The sequence below is a fragment of the Ruegeria sp. CDSA089 genome (assembly GCF_059612205.1).
Map to the genome: position 1 here is coordinate 167,686 of NZ_JBXWQD010000006.1, position 16,386 is coordinate 184,071.

At 58.5% G+C, this 16,386-nt stretch carries 16 protein-coding genes and 1 tRNA gene; 10 read left to right on the top strand and 7 right to left on the bottom strand.

Features of this window, described 5'->3' with window-relative positions; genetic code table 11:
• Window positions 1-28: 28 nt before the first annotated feature.
• The 5 genes from AC2FJ6_RS15315 to AC2FJ6_RS15335 all read left to right on the top strand — a co-directional run bounded on the left by AC2FJ6_RS15315 (window position 29) and on the right by AC2FJ6_RS15335 (window position 4,260).
• Entirely contained in the window at window positions 29-895 is an 867-nt protein-coding gene (locus AC2FJ6_RS15315; RefSeq protein WP_496669462.1) for an AAA family ATPase, read from the top strand.
• Window positions 895-2,082 carry a vWA domain-containing protein gene (locus AC2FJ6_RS15320; protein ID WP_496669464.1) on the top strand — a complete coding sequence of 396 codons (1,188 nt, stop codon included), beginning with the start codon at window positions 895-897 and terminating at the stop codon, window positions 2,080-2,082. The genes AC2FJ6_RS15315 and AC2FJ6_RS15320 overlap by 1 nt, the downstream gene beginning before the upstream one ends.
• 12 nt (window positions 2,083-2,094) lie before the next feature.
• Complete coding sequence (locus AC2FJ6_RS15325) at window positions 2,095-2,871, top strand: XdhC family protein (RefSeq protein ID WP_480876390.1); 777 nt, start codon at window positions 2,095-2,097, stop codon at window positions 2,869-2,871.
• A 97-nt stretch (window positions 2,872-2,968) separates the two neighbouring features.
• Complete coding sequence (locus tag AC2FJ6_RS15330; protein ID WP_480876388.1) at window positions 2,969-3,421, top strand: SRPBCC family protein; 453 nt, start codon at window positions 2,969-2,971, stop codon at window positions 3,419-3,421.
• A 155-nt stretch (window positions 3,422-3,576) separates the two neighbouring features.
• The gene (locus AC2FJ6_RS15335; RefSeq protein WP_480876386.1) at window positions 3,577-4,260 is read left to right on the top strand and encodes an imm11 family protein; all 684 of its coding nucleotides are present in this window, start codon (window positions 3,577-3,579) and stop codon (window positions 4,258-4,260) included.
• 72 nt (window positions 4,261-4,332) lie between these two features.
• On the opposite strand, the gene AC2FJ6_RS15340 is transcribed toward AC2FJ6_RS15335, so the two are convergent.
• The 3 genes from AC2FJ6_RS15340 to AC2FJ6_RS15350 all read right to left on the bottom strand — a co-directional run bounded on the left by AC2FJ6_RS15340 (window position 4,333) and on the right by AC2FJ6_RS15350 (window position 7,696).
• Window positions 4,333-5,355, bottom strand: a complete 1,023-nt coding sequence (locus AC2FJ6_RS15340; RefSeq protein ID WP_170771216.1) for an aspartate-semialdehyde dehydrogenase — start codon at window positions 5,353-5,355, stop codon at window positions 4,333-4,335.
• Window positions 5,356-5,466: 111 nt separating this feature from the next.
• Complete coding sequence (locus AC2FJ6_RS15345) at window positions 5,467-6,501, bottom strand: glycosyltransferase family 4 protein (RefSeq protein ID WP_170771214.1); 1,035 nt, start codon at window positions 6,499-6,501, stop codon at window positions 5,467-5,469.
• 22 nt (window positions 6,502-6,523) lie between these two features.
• On the bottom strand, window positions 6,524-7,696 hold the full coding sequence (locus AC2FJ6_RS15350; protein ID WP_170771211.1) for an MFS transporter: 1,173 nt from the start codon (window positions 7,694-7,696) through the stop codon (window positions 6,524-6,526).
• A gap of 141 nt (window positions 7,697-7,837) precedes the next feature.
• Between AC2FJ6_RS15350 and AC2FJ6_RS15355 the strand changes: the two genes are divergently transcribed.
• Window positions 7,838-8,980 (top strand): DUF3095 domain-containing protein, encoded by a 1,143-nt coding sequence (locus AC2FJ6_RS15355; RefSeq protein WP_170771209.1) that lies wholly within the window; start codon window positions 7,838-7,840, stop codon window positions 8,978-8,980.
• Window positions 8,981-8,984: 4 nt separating this feature from the next.
• Here the strand turns inward: AC2FJ6_RS15355 and AC2FJ6_RS15360 are convergent, their stop codons facing one another.
• A complete protein-coding gene (locus AC2FJ6_RS15360) occupies window positions 8,985-9,755 on the bottom strand; it encodes an HpcH/HpaI aldolase family protein (RefSeq protein ID WP_170771206.1) in 771 nt (256 codons plus the stop codon).
• 9 nt (window positions 9,756-9,764) lie between these two features.
• Window positions 9,765-11,177, bottom strand: coding sequence for a pyridoxal phosphate-dependent decarboxylase family protein (locus AC2FJ6_RS15365; RefSeq protein ID WP_170771576.1), 1,413 nt, complete (start codon window positions 11,175-11,177; stop codon window positions 9,765-9,767).
• A gap of 205 nt (window positions 11,178-11,382) precedes the next feature.
• On the opposite strand from AC2FJ6_RS15365, the gene hpaR reads away from it, so the two are divergent.
• Entirely contained in the window at window positions 11,383-11,817 is a 435-nt protein-coding gene (gene hpaR / locus AC2FJ6_RS15370) for a homoprotocatechuate degradation operon regulator HpaR (RefSeq protein WP_170771204.1), read from the top strand.
• A 458-nt stretch (window positions 11,818-12,275) separates the two neighbouring features.
• On the top strand, window positions 12,276-12,974 hold the full coding sequence (locus AC2FJ6_RS15375; RefSeq protein WP_170771202.1) for a fumarylacetoacetate hydrolase family protein: 699 nt from the start codon (window positions 12,276-12,278) through the stop codon (window positions 12,972-12,974).
• Between the two features lie 3 nt (window positions 12,975-12,977).
• On the opposite strand, the gene AC2FJ6_RS15380 is transcribed toward AC2FJ6_RS15375, so the two are convergent.
• Window positions 12,978-14,189: a winged helix-turn-helix domain-containing protein gene (locus tag AC2FJ6_RS15380; RefSeq protein WP_170771198.1), complete on the bottom strand. Its 1,212-nt coding sequence runs from the start codon at window positions 14,187-14,189 to the stop codon at window positions 12,978-12,980.
• Between the two features lie 4 nt (window positions 14,190-14,193).
• On the bottom strand, window positions 14,194-15,219 hold the full coding sequence (locus AC2FJ6_RS15385) for a LacI family DNA-binding transcriptional regulator (protein ID WP_170771195.1): 1,026 nt from the start codon (window positions 15,217-15,219) through the stop codon (window positions 14,194-14,196).
• Between the two features lie 114 nt (window positions 15,220-15,333).
• Between AC2FJ6_RS15385 and AC2FJ6_RS15390 the strand changes: the two genes are divergently transcribed.
• Window positions 15,334-15,410, top strand: a tRNA-Arg gene (locus AC2FJ6_RS15390).
• Between the two features lie 417 nt (window positions 15,411-15,827).
• Complete coding sequence (locus AC2FJ6_RS15395; RefSeq protein ID WP_480876375.1) at window positions 15,828-16,316, top strand: hypothetical protein; 489 nt, start codon at window positions 15,828-15,830, stop codon at window positions 16,314-16,316.
• Window positions 16,317-16,386 lie beyond the last annotated feature (70 nt).

Sequence of the window (16,386 nt, forward strand, 5' to 3'; positions counted from 1 at the left end):
TTAGCCAGATGAAGAATGGATCCTGGTTTTGACTTTGAGTTATGTGCAGAACGGATTGGCCACGCAAGGCTATGTTGCTGATGATCGGTTGGCGATGGCACTGCATCTGGCGCAGGTTTTGGGGCGGCCCTTGTTGTTGGAAGGCCCTGCCGGGGTGGGTAAGACCGAGGTGGCCAAAGCGATGGCGGCTTGGCGGGATGCCAAATTGATCCGCTTGCAGTGCTATGAAGGGCTGGATGCCAGTCACGCGATTTATGAGTGGAATTATCAGCGGCAACTGTTGGCGATCCGGGCGTCGGAGGCGCAGGGAGGGGTTGGCGAGGCGCAGTTGTTTTCCGATGCGTATCTGCTGAAACGACCTTTGTTAGAGGCTATTTCTCAGGATATTCCTCCGGTTTTGTTGATTGATGAGATTGATCGGGCGGATGAGGAATTCGAAGCTTATTTGCTGGAAATCCTCTCCGACTTTCAAATCACCATCCCCGAGCTTGGGACAGTCGAGGCAAAGACTCGGCCCATTGTGATCCTGACCGCCAACGGGACACGGGATTTGTCGGATGCTCTGCGGCGGCGGTGTCTTTACAGTTTCCTCGATTACCCCTCGAAAGAGGTTGAAATGGCGATCCTTCGGGCGCGAATGCCCGAGGTAGAAGGCGTGCTGGCGCGGCAGATCATTGGGGTCGTACAGGCGTTGCGCAAAGAAGATTTGGAAAAGACGCCCGGCATTGCAGAGATGTTGGATTGGGCTGCGGCGCTGTCAGGTTTGGGCGTCAACGACATGGCGCAATCGCGCGACGCTGTGCAGGCAACGCTTGTGTGCTTGTTGAAAACCGCCGCCGACTATGACGCCGCTCCGCCCGAGGTGATGGACCGGTTGATCGGGAAGGTGGCGTGATGCAGGTCACGCGGTTTCCTTCTCGGGCCGATGGGTTGGCAGATCGGATGTCTGGCTTCATTACGCATTTGCGATCGAACGGATTGCGGGTTGGTCCGGCTGAGACAGGCGATGCATTGGCCGCCTTGACCGCGGTACGCGCGACGGATGCGCGGCAGGCAAGGCGGGCTCTGTGCGTTTTGTTGACGGGGGATGCTGAGGATTGGCGTCGGTTCGACGATCTGTTTGATGCCTATTGGTTCAACACCGGCAAACAGCGGGGCGGTGTGGCGGAAACCAGCCATGTGCGGGTGCAGTCGGCAAAACCGATGATCTGGCAGCAGGAAACGCAAACGGAAACCGAGGCTGGAAATGGCTCGGATCAGGATGGGTCGCCGGATTCGGGTGACGGTGAAGCAGAAGGCAAAGACGGCCAGCTCGTCGCAACGCGCACCACCAATCTATCGCGCAGGGATTTGCGGGAGCTGATGGATGAACAGGCTCTGATGGAGGCCGAAAAGGCTGCAATGACTTTGGCACGCGCCATTCGGGATCGACGCTCGCGTCGGCGGAAACGGGCATTGCGCGGGCCAGCACTGGACATGAGACGGATCCAGCGCGCCAGCCTGGCGCGTGGGGGTGAGCCGATGGACCTGTACCGACGGGCGAAACCGCCGCGTCCTATGCGGATCGTGGCGCTGTGTGATGTCAGCGGGTCGATGACTGTGTATTCGCGGGTGTTTTTGGCTTTTCTCAAAGGCCTGATCGGCAGTGGGACCGAAGCGGATGCCTATCTGTTTCACACGCGTCTGATGCGGGTGACGGACGCCTTGCGCGATCACGACTCGATCCGTGCGGCTGGGCGGTTGTCCTTGATGGCCGAGGGGTTTGGCGGCGGCACCGATATTTCAGGGAGCCTAGAGAGCTTTCTGAACGGCTATGGCGCGCGTGCTTTGAACGGGCGGACCATCGTGCTGATCCTGTCAGACGGCTATTGCAGTTCCGACCCGCAAGCGCTGGGCGCAGTCCTGGCGCGCATCCGGCGCAAGGTCCGGCGGATCGTTTGGCTGAATCCGCTGAAGGGATGGAAAGACTACCAACCCATCGCAGCGGCGATGCAGGCAGCGGAACCCCATTTGGACGCGCATTTGCCTGCCAACACGCTCGAGGCGCTGGCAGCGCTTGAGCCGCAGTTTCGCAAGTTGTGAAAGGAGTCTGATATGGCAAATTTCGACATATTCGACACGATCGAAACCCTGCGCCAAACCGGTGAGCCGTTCTGTGTCGCTACGGTGTTGCGGACAGCGGATGCGACCTCGGCCAAGGCGGGGGGCAAGGCGGCCATTACCCGCGACGGGCGAATTTTGGGCCATCTGGGTGGTGCCTGTGTGCAGCGCGCGGTGCGCAGTTCAGCGACACAAGCGCTGACCAGCGGTGCGCCGCAGATGATCCGCGTGAAACCCTCGGACAAGGTGGTCGATATGACGGACCCGGATGGCGTGCAAACCTTCAAAAGCGGTTGCCCCTCGGGCGGGACGGTGGATTTGCTGGTTGAACCGTATCAGCACGCGCCAAGATTAGTGATCTTTGGCACCTCGTTGATTGCCAAGGCGCTGGGCGAACACGGGACGCTGGCTGGGTTTCGGGTGACGAGCAGCACGCCCGAGACGGTCGAAGACTTGGGTATCGAGGCGCGCGACTTTGTTGTCGTGGCCTCGCAAGGTCAAGGAGACGGCGCAGCCCTTGGGGCCGCGCTGAACACGCAAGCCGCGCGGGTGTCGATGGTGGCCAGCCGCCGCAAAGCTGAAACACTCACGGAAAAGCTGATTGGACAGGGTTTGGACCCAGCCCGCGCGGCGCGTCTGAAATCCCCAGCCGGGCTGGACATTCATGCCATTGATCCACACGAAATTGCCCTGTCGATCCTGGCCGAGATCGTGATGTGGCGGAACACGGATAATTCGACGGAGGTCACTGAAGATGAAAAACTGGCTTAAAAGTCTGTGGCCTGCGCGCCCGAAACAAACACCGGAACAGGCGACGGAAACCGCCCTTCTGGTTTTTCCGAAATGCTGTTGAACAAAGGAAACATGAATGGAACTGAGTGACGAAATCCGCATCGCCGCCCCGCGCGACGTGGTCTACAAGGCGCTGAATACGCCCGATATTTTGCAGGAGTGCATTCCGGGTTGTGAAGAGCTGATCCAGAACTCGCCCGAGGATCTTGAGGCCAAGGTGGTTCTGAAAATCGGTCCGGTCAAAGCCAAGTTTGCCGGCCAAGTAACGCTGGATAATTCCAACGCCCCCGGCGGGTTTTCCCTGACCGGTGAAGGCAAAGGCGGTGCCGCCGGGTTCGCCAAGGGCGGTGCCGAGGTCACGTTGACCGAGGACGGGGCTGAGACAATTCTGTCCTACACCGCGAAGGTCGATGTCGGCGGCAAGATCGCCCAACTTGGCAGCCGTCTGATTGCAGGAACGGCCAAAAAGCTGTCGGGCAAGTTCTTCACCCGATTTGGCGAAATCGTAGCGGAACAGGCTGTGTCCTGATCATTTTTTCGGGTCGGTTTCCGGACTGGCCCGAATTTTACTGTGCGAATTGATCCCGCGCAAAAAGCTTTGTTCTTTGCGCACATGGTGCAAGTCGCTAAGTTAGCTTTGTGTTTTATGTGCAAAGTTAAGCAATTTGGCGGCGAAAATGATTGATGAAAATGACCCTTCGGGGGGATTCCTATGTCTGGATTTCTACGACTTGGAACAACAAGTCCGGCGTAACTCCGATGACGCGGAGGGAATATGAGCGGCATTGGCTGTCTGCCCAACCTAATGAGGTCAAAGAAAAGTATCGCGCACGGCTCGACGGGACTTTTGAAAAGGTTCGAAAAGGAGGGAAGCTGACTGAGGCCGAGGTTGGCGATGTCTGGTACTATGGCTCGCAGGACGGCAATCCGGCACCGAGTTTCATGAACGGAGGCGGCCTGCCGGTGCTGTCAAACTCGGCCAAAACGGTTCTGGAACAGTTCGAACTGGGTGAAACCTATTTCCACTTGATCAGATTGCAGGCTCCGGCCGGCCATGCGACCACGGACGAGCCATACTACATCCTTAATGTGTGCAACAAATGGTCGATGGGGAACTACGAGGCGTTGGGGCCGTTAGGAGACAGAACAGCTCCTCTAAGTAACCGTTCCGGAGTAGTTTTTCGTCCTCGAATTGGACGGGAACATGAGCTTGTAGTTGCTCCAGAAGCTTTGGGTGGTCCCGACATCTGGATCGATCCGAAAGTTCCCGAACTCCTGTTCCTCTCGGAACGTCTCGTCTCAGCTTTGAAGGCAGCCGGAGTCGATGACGGTTGGGGTTTAGTCCGCTGCCCTGTTGGGGTTCTGTGACGCAAACGGTGCGTCGGAACAAAAAACCCCGCTGCATCGACAGCGGGGTTTCTCTGTGACAGCAGACTGACCTTAGCCCTTTTTCAGAACCTCACGGCCCAGCAACTCAGCGATCTGCACCGCATTCAGGGCTGCGCCTTTGCGCAGGTTATCGGACACGCACCACAGGTTGATGCCGTTCTCGATTGTCGAATCCTGACGGATGCGGCTGATGAAGGTGGCGAAGTCACCCGCGCATTCGATGGGCGAGACGTAGCCGCCGGGTTCGCGCTTGTCGATCACCATGATGCCCGGTGCCTCGCGCAGGATGTCGCGAGCTTCGTCTTCGTCAAGGAATTCCTCGAACTCGATGTTCACGGCCTCGGAGTGGCCGACAAAGACCGGAACGCGGACGCAGGTGGCTGTGACCTTGATCGACGGATCGACGATCTTTTTGGTCTCGACCACCATCTTCCACTCTTCCTTGGTCGAGCCGTCTTCCATGAAGACGTCGATCTGCGGGATGACGTTGAAGGCGATCTGCTTCTGGAACTTCTTGGGTTCCACCTCGGTTGTGGGGTTATAGACCGCTTTGGTCTGATCCCACAGCTCATCCATGCCCTCTTTGCCCGCGCCCGAGACCGACTGATAGGTCGAGACGACAACGCGCTTGATCTTGGCGCGGTCATGCAGCGGCTTCAGCGCGACAACCATCTGAGCGGTCGAGCAGTTGGGGTTGGCGATGATGTTCTTATTTTTATAGTCGTGGATCGCCTGCGGGTTACATTCCGGCACGATCAGCGGAATGTCGGGGTCGTAGCGATAGAGCGACGAGTTATCGATCACCACACAACCCGCCGCAGCCGCCTTGGGCGCGTAGACTTTGGTTGCGTCCGAGCCGATGGCAAACAGAGCCATGTCCCAGCCGGTGAAGTCGAAGGTATCGATGTCCTGGGTGGTTAGTGTCTTGTCGCCAAAGCTTACTTCGGTGCCCAGCGAACGACGGCTTGCCAACACGGCAAGTTCATCGACCGGGAACTGGCGTTCTGCCAGGATGTTCAGCATTTCGCGGCCCACGTTACCCGTGGCGCCGGCGACAACGACGCGATAGCCCATTTCATGTCTCCAAAGTTAAGGACGCGCGTTCATAGCTGCGTTGCGGCAAAGAAAAAAGGGTTTTCGGGTCAGATTCCGCCCGATGACACCGATTTGACGCGGCGCATCGCCTCAGGTGTCGGTCAAAAGCCGTTCGTAAAGGGCGACAAGGGTCTTTGCTTCGCGATGGATGTCGAAATTCTGCTCGACATGGGTACGGGCGGCGCGGCCGGATTGCGCAAGGGAATCGCGGTTTTCCAGCATCCGGGCGGCGGCATCGGCCAAGGCCGGGATATCGCCGGGCTCCACAACATGGCCCAATGACGGATCGGTGACGATCTCAGAGAACGCACCGACATCGGTGGCCACGACGGGTACGCCACAGGCCATCGCCTCTAGCGGGGTCAGGCCGAAGCCTTCCCACCGCTGGGGCGCGATGAAGAGGTCCAGAACCTGATACCATTCGGCGATCTGGTCGACTGTGACCTCGGGCATGAAGAGGATGCGGTCGGACAGGCCCGCCACCGCGACCTTGTCTTTCAATTCGGACAGAAAGGTGGTGTGTTGTTCCGTAGCGCGGCCCATGACGATGCCATGCACATCGTCAAAGCGGCCACACAGATCGATCATTGCATCCACAAAGGCGTCAGTGCCCTTCTGGTGGCGGATGCGGCCATAGCAGCCCAGCAGCAACCCATCAGGCAGGCCCAGCCGGGCGCGAACGGCTGCTTTATCCTCGGGCGGGGTAAAATCCTGCAGGTTGATGCCATGCATGATCACCTGTGCGTCCCGCTCCAGATACCCGGCGGTTTTGCGCGAGGTGGCGACCACGGCGTCCATCTTGTCGATCAGCCATTTGGTATAGCCCGTATGCGCCCGCTGCGACGCGCTGGTGAACAGCAGTTTCAGTCGCAACCGCAGGATGTTGCGCAGGAACAGACCCAACAGCATCTCGGTATTGCGGCGGGCGTGCCAGACGCGCAGGGTTTTGCGCGACAGAAAGGGCAGGCGGCCAAGCGGGATATGCGGGATATCGGCAGGCAGGCCCGGACCAGTGGCTGCAATGTCGATCCATTGCACCTGCAACGGCACCAACCGCGCAATCGTTGCCGTCACGCCCGAAAGCCTGCGTTTGAGATTGGGGGCAATGACGCGTGGGTCAGACATGGGCTCTCCTGACGGGTTAGCGTCAGTCGACGCTGTCCCGGCTGAATAGATAGATCACGCAGCCAATGGCAAGCGAGATGGCAAAAAAGCCGAATATCGCTGTGTAGGGTGCAGAGGGGCTGATGTCTACCGTGGCTGCATGGACGCGGCCGGTGACGAATTGGGCAAGGCCGACGCCTCCGATCCCGAACAGGTTCAACAGGGTCACGCCTCGGCCCACTAGGTGTGGAGGGACAAAGGCACGGCCGTGGGCCATGATGACAGGAAAGCTGGCCCCGGTGAACCCGATGACCGAGATCAGTACCACCGATAGCCAGACCGCATTGTCGATCCACAGACACAACAGGGTCAGGGCGACCACGCCCAGCGCGTTGCCGCCAAAGATCACCCATTTCCGCGTCCCCAATATCCGGTCAAGCGGCCCATAAGCGAAGGTGCCCGCAATCATCGACGCGCCCATGATCAGAGTGGCGGTTCCGATCTGTGTGGTGCTGAGGGCGAAGATATCACTCAGATATGGTCCGGCCCAAAGGCCGCGGGTCGCAGCCGACGGCGCATAGGCCACCAACATCAGGGGCAAGATTGCCCAGAGCGCCGGCTGCTTCAGCAGATCCAGAACCGATCCCTTTTGGTCGGTTTCAACGCGTTTGGGATCGCGAACTGTGAACAGGATACCGATGGCGATCACGCCCGAAAACAGGGCCAAAGTGACCATCGTGGCGCGCCAACCCATCAGCTCAACGGCCAGCGCAGTGGGGTAGGAGGCGACCAAATTGCCAACCGACCCAACACCCAGCATCAGGGCGGCCAGCGTGGCAAAACGGGCCGGAGGGTATTCACGGGCGAAGATAAAGTACGAGGCCATCAGGATCGGCGAGCATCCCACTCCGATCAGCCCCATGGCCACGGCGACATGAAAAGGCGTGCTGGCCACGGCAAAGATCAGTGCGCCGCCTGCGCCACCGACCAGCAACAAAACGGTCGAGGTCAGCCGCGGCCCGACCCGATCCAGCGCCCAGCCAACCGGGAGTTGCATGGCGGCAAAGACCAGAAACCAAAGGCCCGAGGCAAAAGCGAGGTCCTCTGGCGTGGCGCCGATATCACGACCCAGATCGACGCTGAGTACGGCCAAAAAGGCACGAAAAAACTGGCTGAGCACATAGCCCAGACACAACACGACCAAACCTGCCTTCATGAAATGCCCCTTTTGCCATCATCTGACCGGACATGCTTGGCACGGGACACCGCTGCGCACAAGCACGTGTGTCTTGACGATTTCGCGGGACTTGGGCCGCATTCGGGCTATGTTAAATCATGATTTGAGACCGAGGTATTCATGAAAGACGCCCAGGCCGCCTTCTATGACAGCCTACCCCTTTTGCGCGATTTTTCACGGCTGACCGATCCCGCGCAGTTCTCGGCGCTGCCTGATGATTGGGTTGTGGGGGTTGCGGACATTGTCGACTCGACGGCTGAGATCGCCAAAGGCCGCTATAAGACGGTGAATATGGTTGGCGCGGCTGTGATTTCGGCCATGATCAACGCCATGAAAGGCGCCGAGTTTCCCTATGTGTTTGGCGGCGACGGGGCCGGATTCGCCGTGCCCGCAAGTGCGATGGATGATGCGCGGCAAGCACTGGCAGACCTGCGCCGCTGGGCCGAGGATGAGTTTGGGATCAAGTTGCGCGCTGCGTTGACGACGGTCGCCGAAATCCGGCAGGCGGGGAAAGAGTTGCGCGTCGCCCGCTATGCCCCGTCCAGCGGGGTGGATTACGCCATGTTCTCGGGCGGCGGGCTGGCCTGGGCCGAGACGCAGATGAAATCCGGGTCCTCTTCCGTCGACCCGTCCGGGCCGGGCGCGCTGCCCGATTTGAACGGCTTGTCCTGTCGATGGTCGAATGTACGGTCGCAGAACGGGCAGATCGTGTCTTTGGTGGTCGAACCCACGGCGCAGGCTACCGAGAGCGATTTTGCCGATCTGGCGCAATCGGTGCTGCGTGCCTCGGAAGAGTTGGAACGGGCGGGCCATCCCGTCCCGGTCGGGGGACCGCCAATGCGCTGGCCACCTCCGGGTTTGGATCTGGACGCGCATGTTTCACGGGCTGGGCGGAATGTAGCTGTGCAAAAGCTGCTTCTGTTGGTCCAAAACCTGCTGATCGCGCTTTTGTTCCGGCGCGGCAAGCCGCTGGGAAATTTCGAGCCTGTCCACTATCGCAACATGGTCAGCAGCAACGCGGATTTTCGCAAGTTTGATGACGGGCTGAAAATGACGCTGGATTGCGACCCGGCCACGCTGGCGCAAATTCGCACTATGCTGGAGCAGGCGCGCGGGCAGGGAAAGATCAAATACGGCCTGCATGCGCAGGATGAGGCGATGATGACCTGTTTTGTGCCGTCGGCCACCCGCGACGACCACGTGCATTTCGTGGATGGTGCTTCGGGCGGCTATGCACAGGCGACGGCTGCGATGCAGGGCTGAAGGGTTACTTCGCTTTCCACTTGGCTGAAAGCGCCCGCGCGGCTTGCGTCAGTAGCATCACGTCTATGCCAACCGCCTGAAACTGCGCGCCCATGTCCTGAAATGCCTGAGACGACTCGTCCGTAACTCCCAGAATCCCCGGGGCTTTGCCTGCTGCACGCGTTCGCGCAATCGCATCCGCAATCGCCGCCCGCACCTCGGGCGCGGCACTGTTGCCCTGATAGCCCATGTCGGTGGACAGATCGGCTGGGCCAATAAAGACCCCATCAATACCGTCGACCTTCAGAATATCGTCCAAGGCGGCCAGACCCGCGCGGTTTTCAACCTGAACCAGCAGGCAGATCTGGGCATCTGCAGTGGGAATGTAGTCCGGGATCGTCCCATACATCGTCGCGCGCGAGGCCATGGCACCGACGCCGCGCAGGCCCTCGGGTGGATAGCGGCAGGCGCGTACCAGGTCCCGTGCCTGTTCGGCGCTTTCGACCATCGGCACGAGAATTGTTTGCGTCCCCGCATCCAGCACCATTTTGATCAAGGCTGCATCCCCAACCGGAACACGAACCACAGGATGGGTGGGGCTGGCAGACAGGGCCATCAACTGATCCCGGATGGACCGGATATCGTTGGGCGCGTGCTCGCCATCGATGACCAGCCAGTCGAACCCGGCGCTTCCCATGATCTCGGCGGTGACGGCCTCGGCAAAACTGGTCCAGCAGCCGATCAACCTTTCGCCGTTAATGAGAGCCTGTTTGAACGAATTTGTCGGAGCGGGCATGATCAATCCTTAGGTCAGAGAGCGGGCGATTTCGGTGATGACGTCATAGGCCATAGATACATCATCTTCGGTTGTTTCAAACTGTCCGGCTTGGAACCGGATGGCCAGATTGCCGTCCACTCGGGTTTGGGTCAGATAAATACGACCGTCGTCATTGATGGCGTTTACAAGCCGCAGGTTCAGATCGTCCAGATCAACCGCACCGTCCGGGGCATAACGAAAGGTCCATAGCGACCACATCGGTTTCGTGGTGATTTCGAAATCCGGCTCGGTGGCCAGACGGTCATGCAAGTCCACAGACCAGTTTACATGATTGCGCAGTCGGGTGCGCAACCCCTCAAGCCCATAGGCGCGGATCACGAACCAAAGCTTCAGCGCCCGGAATCGCCGCCCCAAAGGCACCGACCATTCCGAATAGTTGATGATCCCGTCCTTGCCGTGGGTTTTCAGAAATTCTGGGCTGATCGCCAAGGTCTGCACCAGATCTTCGGGGTTCTTCAGAAAATGCGCGCAGCAGTCGAATTGGACGCCCAGCCATTTATGCGGGTTGAACACGATGCTATCGGCGCGCTCGACCCCCTGCCAATAGTGGCGGTATTCCGGGCAGATCATCGCCGACCCCGCCCACGCCGCATCTACATGGGTGTAGAGCCCGTATTTGGCGGCGACCTTCAGGCATTCTTCGACCGGGTCGGTACCGCCGACACTGGTGCCGCCAACCGACAGAATGACCCCCGCCGGATGCAAACCGGAGTCTAAATCAGATTGAATCGCCTGTTCCAACGCCACAGGATCCATGCCGCGCCAGTCACCTTTGGTCAGGACGCGCACCAAATTCTGCTGCCCGATCCCTGCGACCCAGATCGCCCGGTCAATCGAGGTATGCACCTCGGCCGAGCAATAAACGCGCAAGGGTTTCTGTGCAAACAGCCCCTGTTGATTGCCCTGCCACGACAGGGCCTTTTCGCGCATGGTCAGCACCGCAGCCAGCGTCGCGGATGAGGCGGAGTCCTGGATCACGCCGGCGAACCCTGTGGGCAGGTCCAGCGCGTGACGCAGCCATTCCATCATCCGCGTTTCCATCTCGGTCGCCGCGGGTGAAGTCTGCCACAGCATGCATTGCGCTGCGATCGCGCTGGTCAGAAACTCGGCCAGCACCGAGGGCGGAGAAGTGTTCGCGTTGAAATATGCGAAAAACCGGGGATGTTGCCAATGTGTGATGCCCGGCATGACGATCTGTTCAAAGTCCTGAAAGATGTCCTCGATAGGCTGCGCTTGCTCGGGCGGAAGTTCTGGCAAGGCATTCAGGATGTCGCCTGGCTCGGTCTGCGCGCGTACTGGCTTATCTTTGACGGTTTGGTGATAGTCCTGCGCCCATCTGGCGGCTTTCTCGCCCCACTCTGCAAAGGAATCCCAATCCATGTCCTGCCCCATGTGATGTATCATCTTTGGGTTTTCGTCGGAAAACCCGCCATGCCAGTGGTGGCTATCGGGCGAAAAAGGTCAATCCAAATCGCCGAAAAAAGGGTTGCGAACTTTTCGTCGAGAGTGGAGTTTGCAAATAAATTCAATCATCTTAATTATTGAGTTTGGTTGCAGTTTTTGGGAATTTCGTTCAAGATTTCATATGTCCAGAGATCTGCCACTGACTTCCCGCTCTTTGCCGATTGCGCTGCTTCGGGCGCGTGAAAGGGTCATGGGGCCGATCCGTCGCATGTTGGCGGATGTCGGCGTGACCGAGCAACAATGGCGTGTGTTGCGTGTTCTCAAGGAAGATGGCCCGCAAGAACCAACCCATATCGCCGAGCGAGCCTGTCTTCTTCTGCCCAGCCTGACCCGCATCCTGCAGAAGCTTGAGGCCAAAGGGCTGATCCGTCGACACGTGCACCCTGTCGACAAACGCCGCCAGATTGTAGAGATCACGGCTGCTGGGGATAAGATCATCCAGGACAATATCAACCTCATCCTGCAAGAGGCAGAAGGCATTCGCATCCAACTTGGCCCCGAGCGCCATGAGGCTTTGCTGGACTTGTTGAACGACCTGCACGATCTGAAATCCTGACCTCAAAAAACGCAGTCCCGCCAGAGGTATGGGGGGCGCCCTCTGGCGGGGTTGGCCAGACCAAGACTGGACTGCGTGTCTGGCCCACAAGCAGATGCCCCGGGACGATCCGGGCGATCGGCTTGTGTTTCGGATAACCTGCCAACCTAGAATAAGGTGTACGTACGGTCCTGAGACCCTTGGGTGAGTAGCCTCTGACCGAGGCGATCCGAAACTAGTCTACCGCAAATGTGTTAGTGCGGTGATCTTGTGTTGCGCGAGACCCGCCCATCCCATAGCGCGGCGCTCAGGCGCATCGTATTGATGTCATGCGTTTATACGCATAATCTAGCCTATCTCGGCGGATTTCCAAGATGTGAAACCGGATTGTGAACCGGGTTGAGTTGACGGCAGTCATCTGCTTGCCCTGCGCGTGGGGTCGCCTAATATGCCCGAAACCCAACAGACCCGAGACTCATATGGCCGATACTTTGTTTTCCCTGCCCAAGCCGGTTGTTATACCGGTTCAGGGGCTTTCCACCCCCTATCCTGTTGGCCGGATATTCTGCGTTGGGCGCAATTATGCCGCCCATGCCGCAGAGATGGGCCATGAAGTGGATCGTGAGGCACCGTTCTATTTCACCAAATCCGCGGCAAACGCGATCCTGACGGGCGCAACCGTGCCATATCCACCGGGAACTGAGAATTTCCATCATGAGATGGAATTGGCGGTCGCCATTGGCGCGCCCGTGTTTCAAGCGTCGAAATCCCAAGCGACCGAGGCGGTCTATGCCTATGGATGCGCGCTGGATATGACGCGGCGTGACCTGCAAATCCGGGAGCGGAACAAGCAGCGCCCTTGGGATTTGGGCAAGGACCTAGAAAACGGCTCGGTGTTTGCCCCTCTGACCCGCGCCACGAACTGGTCGCCCAGCGATGACAAGCGGATCCATCTGAACGTCAACGGCGAAACCCGTCAGGATGCCACACTGCATGAGCTGATCTGGAAGATCGACGAGATCATCAGCCATCTTTCCGGTTACTACCATCTGCGCCCAGGTGATTTGATCATGACCGGAACACCGGCAGGGGTAGGACCAGTTCAGGCAGGCGACGTGCTGGAGGGCGGCATTGACGGGCTGCATCCAATCCGCCTAACGCTAACTGAGGCAGATTAGATCCTAAACAGGGTCTTTCAGCCATTTACCGACAAACTCGATCCGCGTCAGACCGGTAAATCTGCGCACTCTGTCCAACTCGGCCTCAAGGCGTCGGGTGCGCGCATCCGTCCAACGCACGCCACGTTCCGGCCACAGCGCGGTGACGCGCAGGACATCCTGATCCCGATGAGCTTTCATATCGATCCGACCCACCATCTTGTCCCCTTCAAGCAGGGGAAAGACGTAATAGCCATATTTGCGTTTGGGGGCAGGCACGAAAACCTCGATCCGATAGTGAAAATCAAACAGTCGCTCAGCCCTGTTGCGATCCCGCAATATAGGATCAAACGGGCTGAGAACCCGCATCCGACCAGGGGCCGGGGGCAGGTTTGTTGGATCGGGCCATTCTGGCCGTGTTATCACTTTGCGCGCGCGCCCGTCGGCGCAAGTGACTTCGATTTCCTCGGCATGGCCTTTGATTAGAGCGTGTTTGACCCATTCCCGAGCCTCAGACGCGCTGACCGTATCCCAGAATGCAGCCAGTTCCCCGGATGTTGCAAAGCCCAATCGGTCCAGCGCAGCGTTGCACAACCAGTCGACGGTCTGCTCTGCGTCACAAGGCAGGTTGCCAGGGCAAAGATGGGTTTCGATCACCCGCTCAGTCAGATCATAGCGCTTCTGAAACCCATGACGGCCCACAACGGCCAGTGCGCCGGACCGCCACAGGAATTCCAGCGCCGTTTTCGAGGGGTGCCAGTCCCACCATCCGCCCGAGCCTTTTTTCTCGTCCTTGCCGACATCCGAGGACGAAACTGGCCCGTGGTCGCGGATATGGGTCAGCACCGATTCAAACTGTTGCTCGAACCCATCCCGCCGCCAGTTCTTCCAGCGCGATTTCAACAGGGCTGCGTCGCGCTGAAACCGCAGGTGCCAATGGGGGTAGAACGCCATCGGAATTACGGCGGCGTCATGGGTCCAGTGTTCAAATAGGACACGATCTTGTTCATACAGCCGACTGAGGTTGCGCGCCCGATAGCTGGGTCTGCGCGAGAACAGGATCATATCATGGGCCCGTGCGACGGTGTTGATGCTGTCCAGTTGCACAAAGCCTAGACGCTGGATCAACTCCAATAGGTCCGCACCCTTGGCATTGCCCGAGGGCCGTTCCAGCAACGCGTGCCGATCCATGAACAGCGCCCGCGCTGCGCGGTTGTCCAGCCGTCGCAACGCCATGGTGTTAGCGCCGCTTCAGAGTGTCGCCAAAGCTGATTTTGGGGGTCAGGGTCACGCGGTTTTCGATCTCGGCTTCCGGGTCGGCCAGTTGCGTCGCTATGATTTCGGCAGCCTTGCGCCCGATCTCAAGCCGGCAGGCGTCCATCGTAGCTAGCTTGCGCGGCAGGCCCTGCAACAGCTCGACATTGTTGAACCCAGCCAGCCCGATCTGTCCTGGCACGTCGATGCCCTGATCCAGCAGGTATAGCAACCCGCCCGCGCCGATCATGTCGTTGGAATAGTACAGAAAATCCAGCTCGGGTGAGCGTTCCAGCATCGTTTGCGTCATCTCGCGGCCCTTGGCCAGAGCCGAACCACCTGAATAGAACTCGCGGTCTTCAATCTCGATTCCGTTCTTGCCCAGCACTTCAGTGAAGCCTTCGAACCGTTTGCGGGCGCGGTGGTCCAGCGGCATCTTGGTGCCCATAAAGCCGATATGTTCATACCCCGCCTTCAGGATCGCCTGCGCCATCTCGCGCCCTGCACGCCGATGGGAAATACCCACCATCGCATCTACGGGCTTACCGTCGGTATCCATGATTTCAACAACCGGAATCCCCGCAGAATCCAACATCGCGCGGGCCGCTTCAGTATGTTCCAGCCCTGCAATGATCACGCCCGAAGGTCGCCACGAGAGCATCTCGTACAGTACTTTTTCCTCTTTCTCAGGCAGATAATCCGTGACGCCGACAACAGGCTGCAACTCGGTATCTTCCAGCACCTGGTTGATCCCGGTCAGCACCTCGGGGAAGACCATGTTCGACAGCGACGGGATGATGACTGCCACCAGATTCACCCGGCTCGACGCCAGCGCGCCCGCGATCTTGTTGGGGACGTACCCCAGCTCTTTCGCCGCAGCCAGAACGCGGGTGCGGGTGGCATCGGACACATCGCCCCGGTTGCGCAGAACCCGGCTGACCGTCATCTCGGACACCCCCGACGCCTCTGAGACATCACGAAGGGTAAGCGGGCGTTTTGTTTCTGTTGTCACGAGGGCACCTGCGTCGTTGTTTTGAGGAATGGTAGCGTGAACAGGGCGCAATTTACAACTGCCCATCAAAGCCCATGACAACCCCGAAAAACCAAGCTAGAGAGAGGCTTGCGCGGCCCCGTGGCTCAACTGGATAGAGCAGCCCCCTCCTAAGGGGCAGGTTGCAGGTTCGAATCCTGCCGGGGTCGCCAGCCAGTCTTATGAACGAACATACCTCTCGCTTTGGATGATTTCGCGTGATGAGCGAGCATTGAAAAACCTTCGGAGACTGCAGTGTAACCGGACTTAGCGGCCGCGATTGCCAGGCATGATTTGGAGGCCAGCTGCTTTTTTGGCGAGCCAGTTCATGCGTCTTTCGATCAAGATGGCTCCACACCAGAATCTGTCGCCCAACTAGGCTAAAGGCCGGTCTTTTTGCCAACAATTGAACCGAACTGCCAAATTGGACCTGATCAGAAATCGACAGCACTGAATGGTTACAAAGCGTTTAGACAAAATCGCGATAACTTGTCCGCAAAAGGCACATTTACGCCCCAGGCCACACGTCAAGACGACGATGTCCCTCCTTAGCACTGTTCCCAACTACCAACGGGAATGGAGTGCGGCTAATGCAATTTCTGAGTTTGAGGCTCTGCAAATGGAAGAGACGGTTTGCAGGTTATGTGATGGGGCTTTCTGTCCTGTCATGCGTGCTTGCAGTGCCTGGCGCCGGATACTCGGAACAACCTTTGGTGGTTGGCAGTGATCGAGGCGGTTTCTTGCATGATCGTTTGGTCGAATTGGAGAACCTTCAAAGAAATGGCATACGTGTCGAGCTGCGCGGGCGGATCTGTTATTCGACCTGTACGATGTTTCTTGGCCTGCCAGGGACATGTGTAACACCGGACACAATATTTGGATTTCATGGTCCGTCGCGTCATGGCCAGCCGCTCAGTGCCTCAGATTTTCAGTATTTCAGCGAAGTGATGGCGGAGTTCTACCCCGAGCCCATCAAGACTTGGTTCATGGAAACAGGACGAAACCGAATTCGCGGCGTACACAAAATCAAGGGTGCAGAGCTTATTCGATTGGGTGTTCTTGCTTGCCGCACGGCGTAGCGTCGCGCTTGTCTTCAAACCTCTAGATAGGTATGAGTGTATTGTGTGAGCACAATCATAGCGTGTGCTT

What these genes read in the sequence shown, in the direction of transcription:
- AC2FJ6_RS15320 (WP_496669464.1), top strand. Translation starts at nt 895, where the DNA reads ATGCAGGTCACGCGGTTTCCTTCTCGGGCCGATGGGTTGGCAGATCGG.
- AC2FJ6_RS15325 (WP_480876390.1), top strand. Translation starts at nt 2,095, where the DNA reads ATGGCAAATTTCGACATATTCGACACGATCGAAACCCTGCGCCAAACC.
- AC2FJ6_RS15330 (WP_480876388.1), top strand. Translation starts at nt 2,969, where the DNA reads ATGGAACTGAGTGACGAAATCCGCATCGCCGCCCCGCGCGACGTGGTC.
- AC2FJ6_RS15335 (WP_480876386.1), top strand. Translation starts at nt 3,577, where the DNA reads ATGAAAATGACCCTTCGGGGGGATTCCTATGTCTGGATTTCTACGACT.
- AC2FJ6_RS15340 (WP_170771216.1), bottom strand. Translation starts at nt 5,355, where the DNA reads ATGGGCTATCGCGTCGTTGTCGCCGGCGCCACGGGTAACGTGGGCCGC.
- AC2FJ6_RS15345 (WP_170771214.1), bottom strand. Translation starts at nt 6,501, where the DNA reads ATGTCTGACCCACGCGTCATTGCCCCCAATCTCAAACGCAGGCTTTCG.
- AC2FJ6_RS15350 (WP_170771211.1), bottom strand. Translation starts at nt 7,696, where the DNA reads ATGAAGGCAGGTTTGGTCGTGTTGTGTCTGGGCTATGTGCTCAGCCAG.
- AC2FJ6_RS15355 (WP_170771209.1), top strand. Translation starts at nt 7,838, where the DNA reads ATGAAAGACGCCCAGGCCGCCTTCTATGACAGCCTACCCCTTTTGCGC.
- AC2FJ6_RS15360 (WP_170771206.1), bottom strand. Translation starts at nt 9,755, where the DNA reads ATGCCCGCTCCGACAAATTCGTTCAAACAGGCTCTCATTAACGGCGAA.
- AC2FJ6_RS15365 (WP_170771576.1), bottom strand. Translation starts at nt 11,177, where the DNA reads ATGGATTGGGATTCCTTTGCAGAGTGGGGCGAGAAAGCCGCCAGATGG.
- hpaR (WP_170771204.1), top strand. Translation starts at nt 11,383, where the DNA reads ATGTCCAGAGATCTGCCACTGACTTCCCGCTCTTTGCCGATTGCGCTG.
- AC2FJ6_RS15375 (WP_170771202.1), top strand. Translation starts at nt 12,276, where the DNA reads ATGGCCGATACTTTGTTTTCCCTGCCCAAGCCGGTTGTTATACCGGTT.
- AC2FJ6_RS15380 (WP_170771198.1), bottom strand. Translation starts at nt 14,189, where the DNA reads ATGGCGTTGCGACGGCTGGACAACCGCGCAGCGCGGGCGCTGTTCATG.
- AC2FJ6_RS15395 (WP_480876375.1), top strand. Translation starts at nt 15,828, where the DNA reads ATGCAATTTCTGAGTTTGAGGCTCTGCAAATGGAAGAGACGGTTTGCA.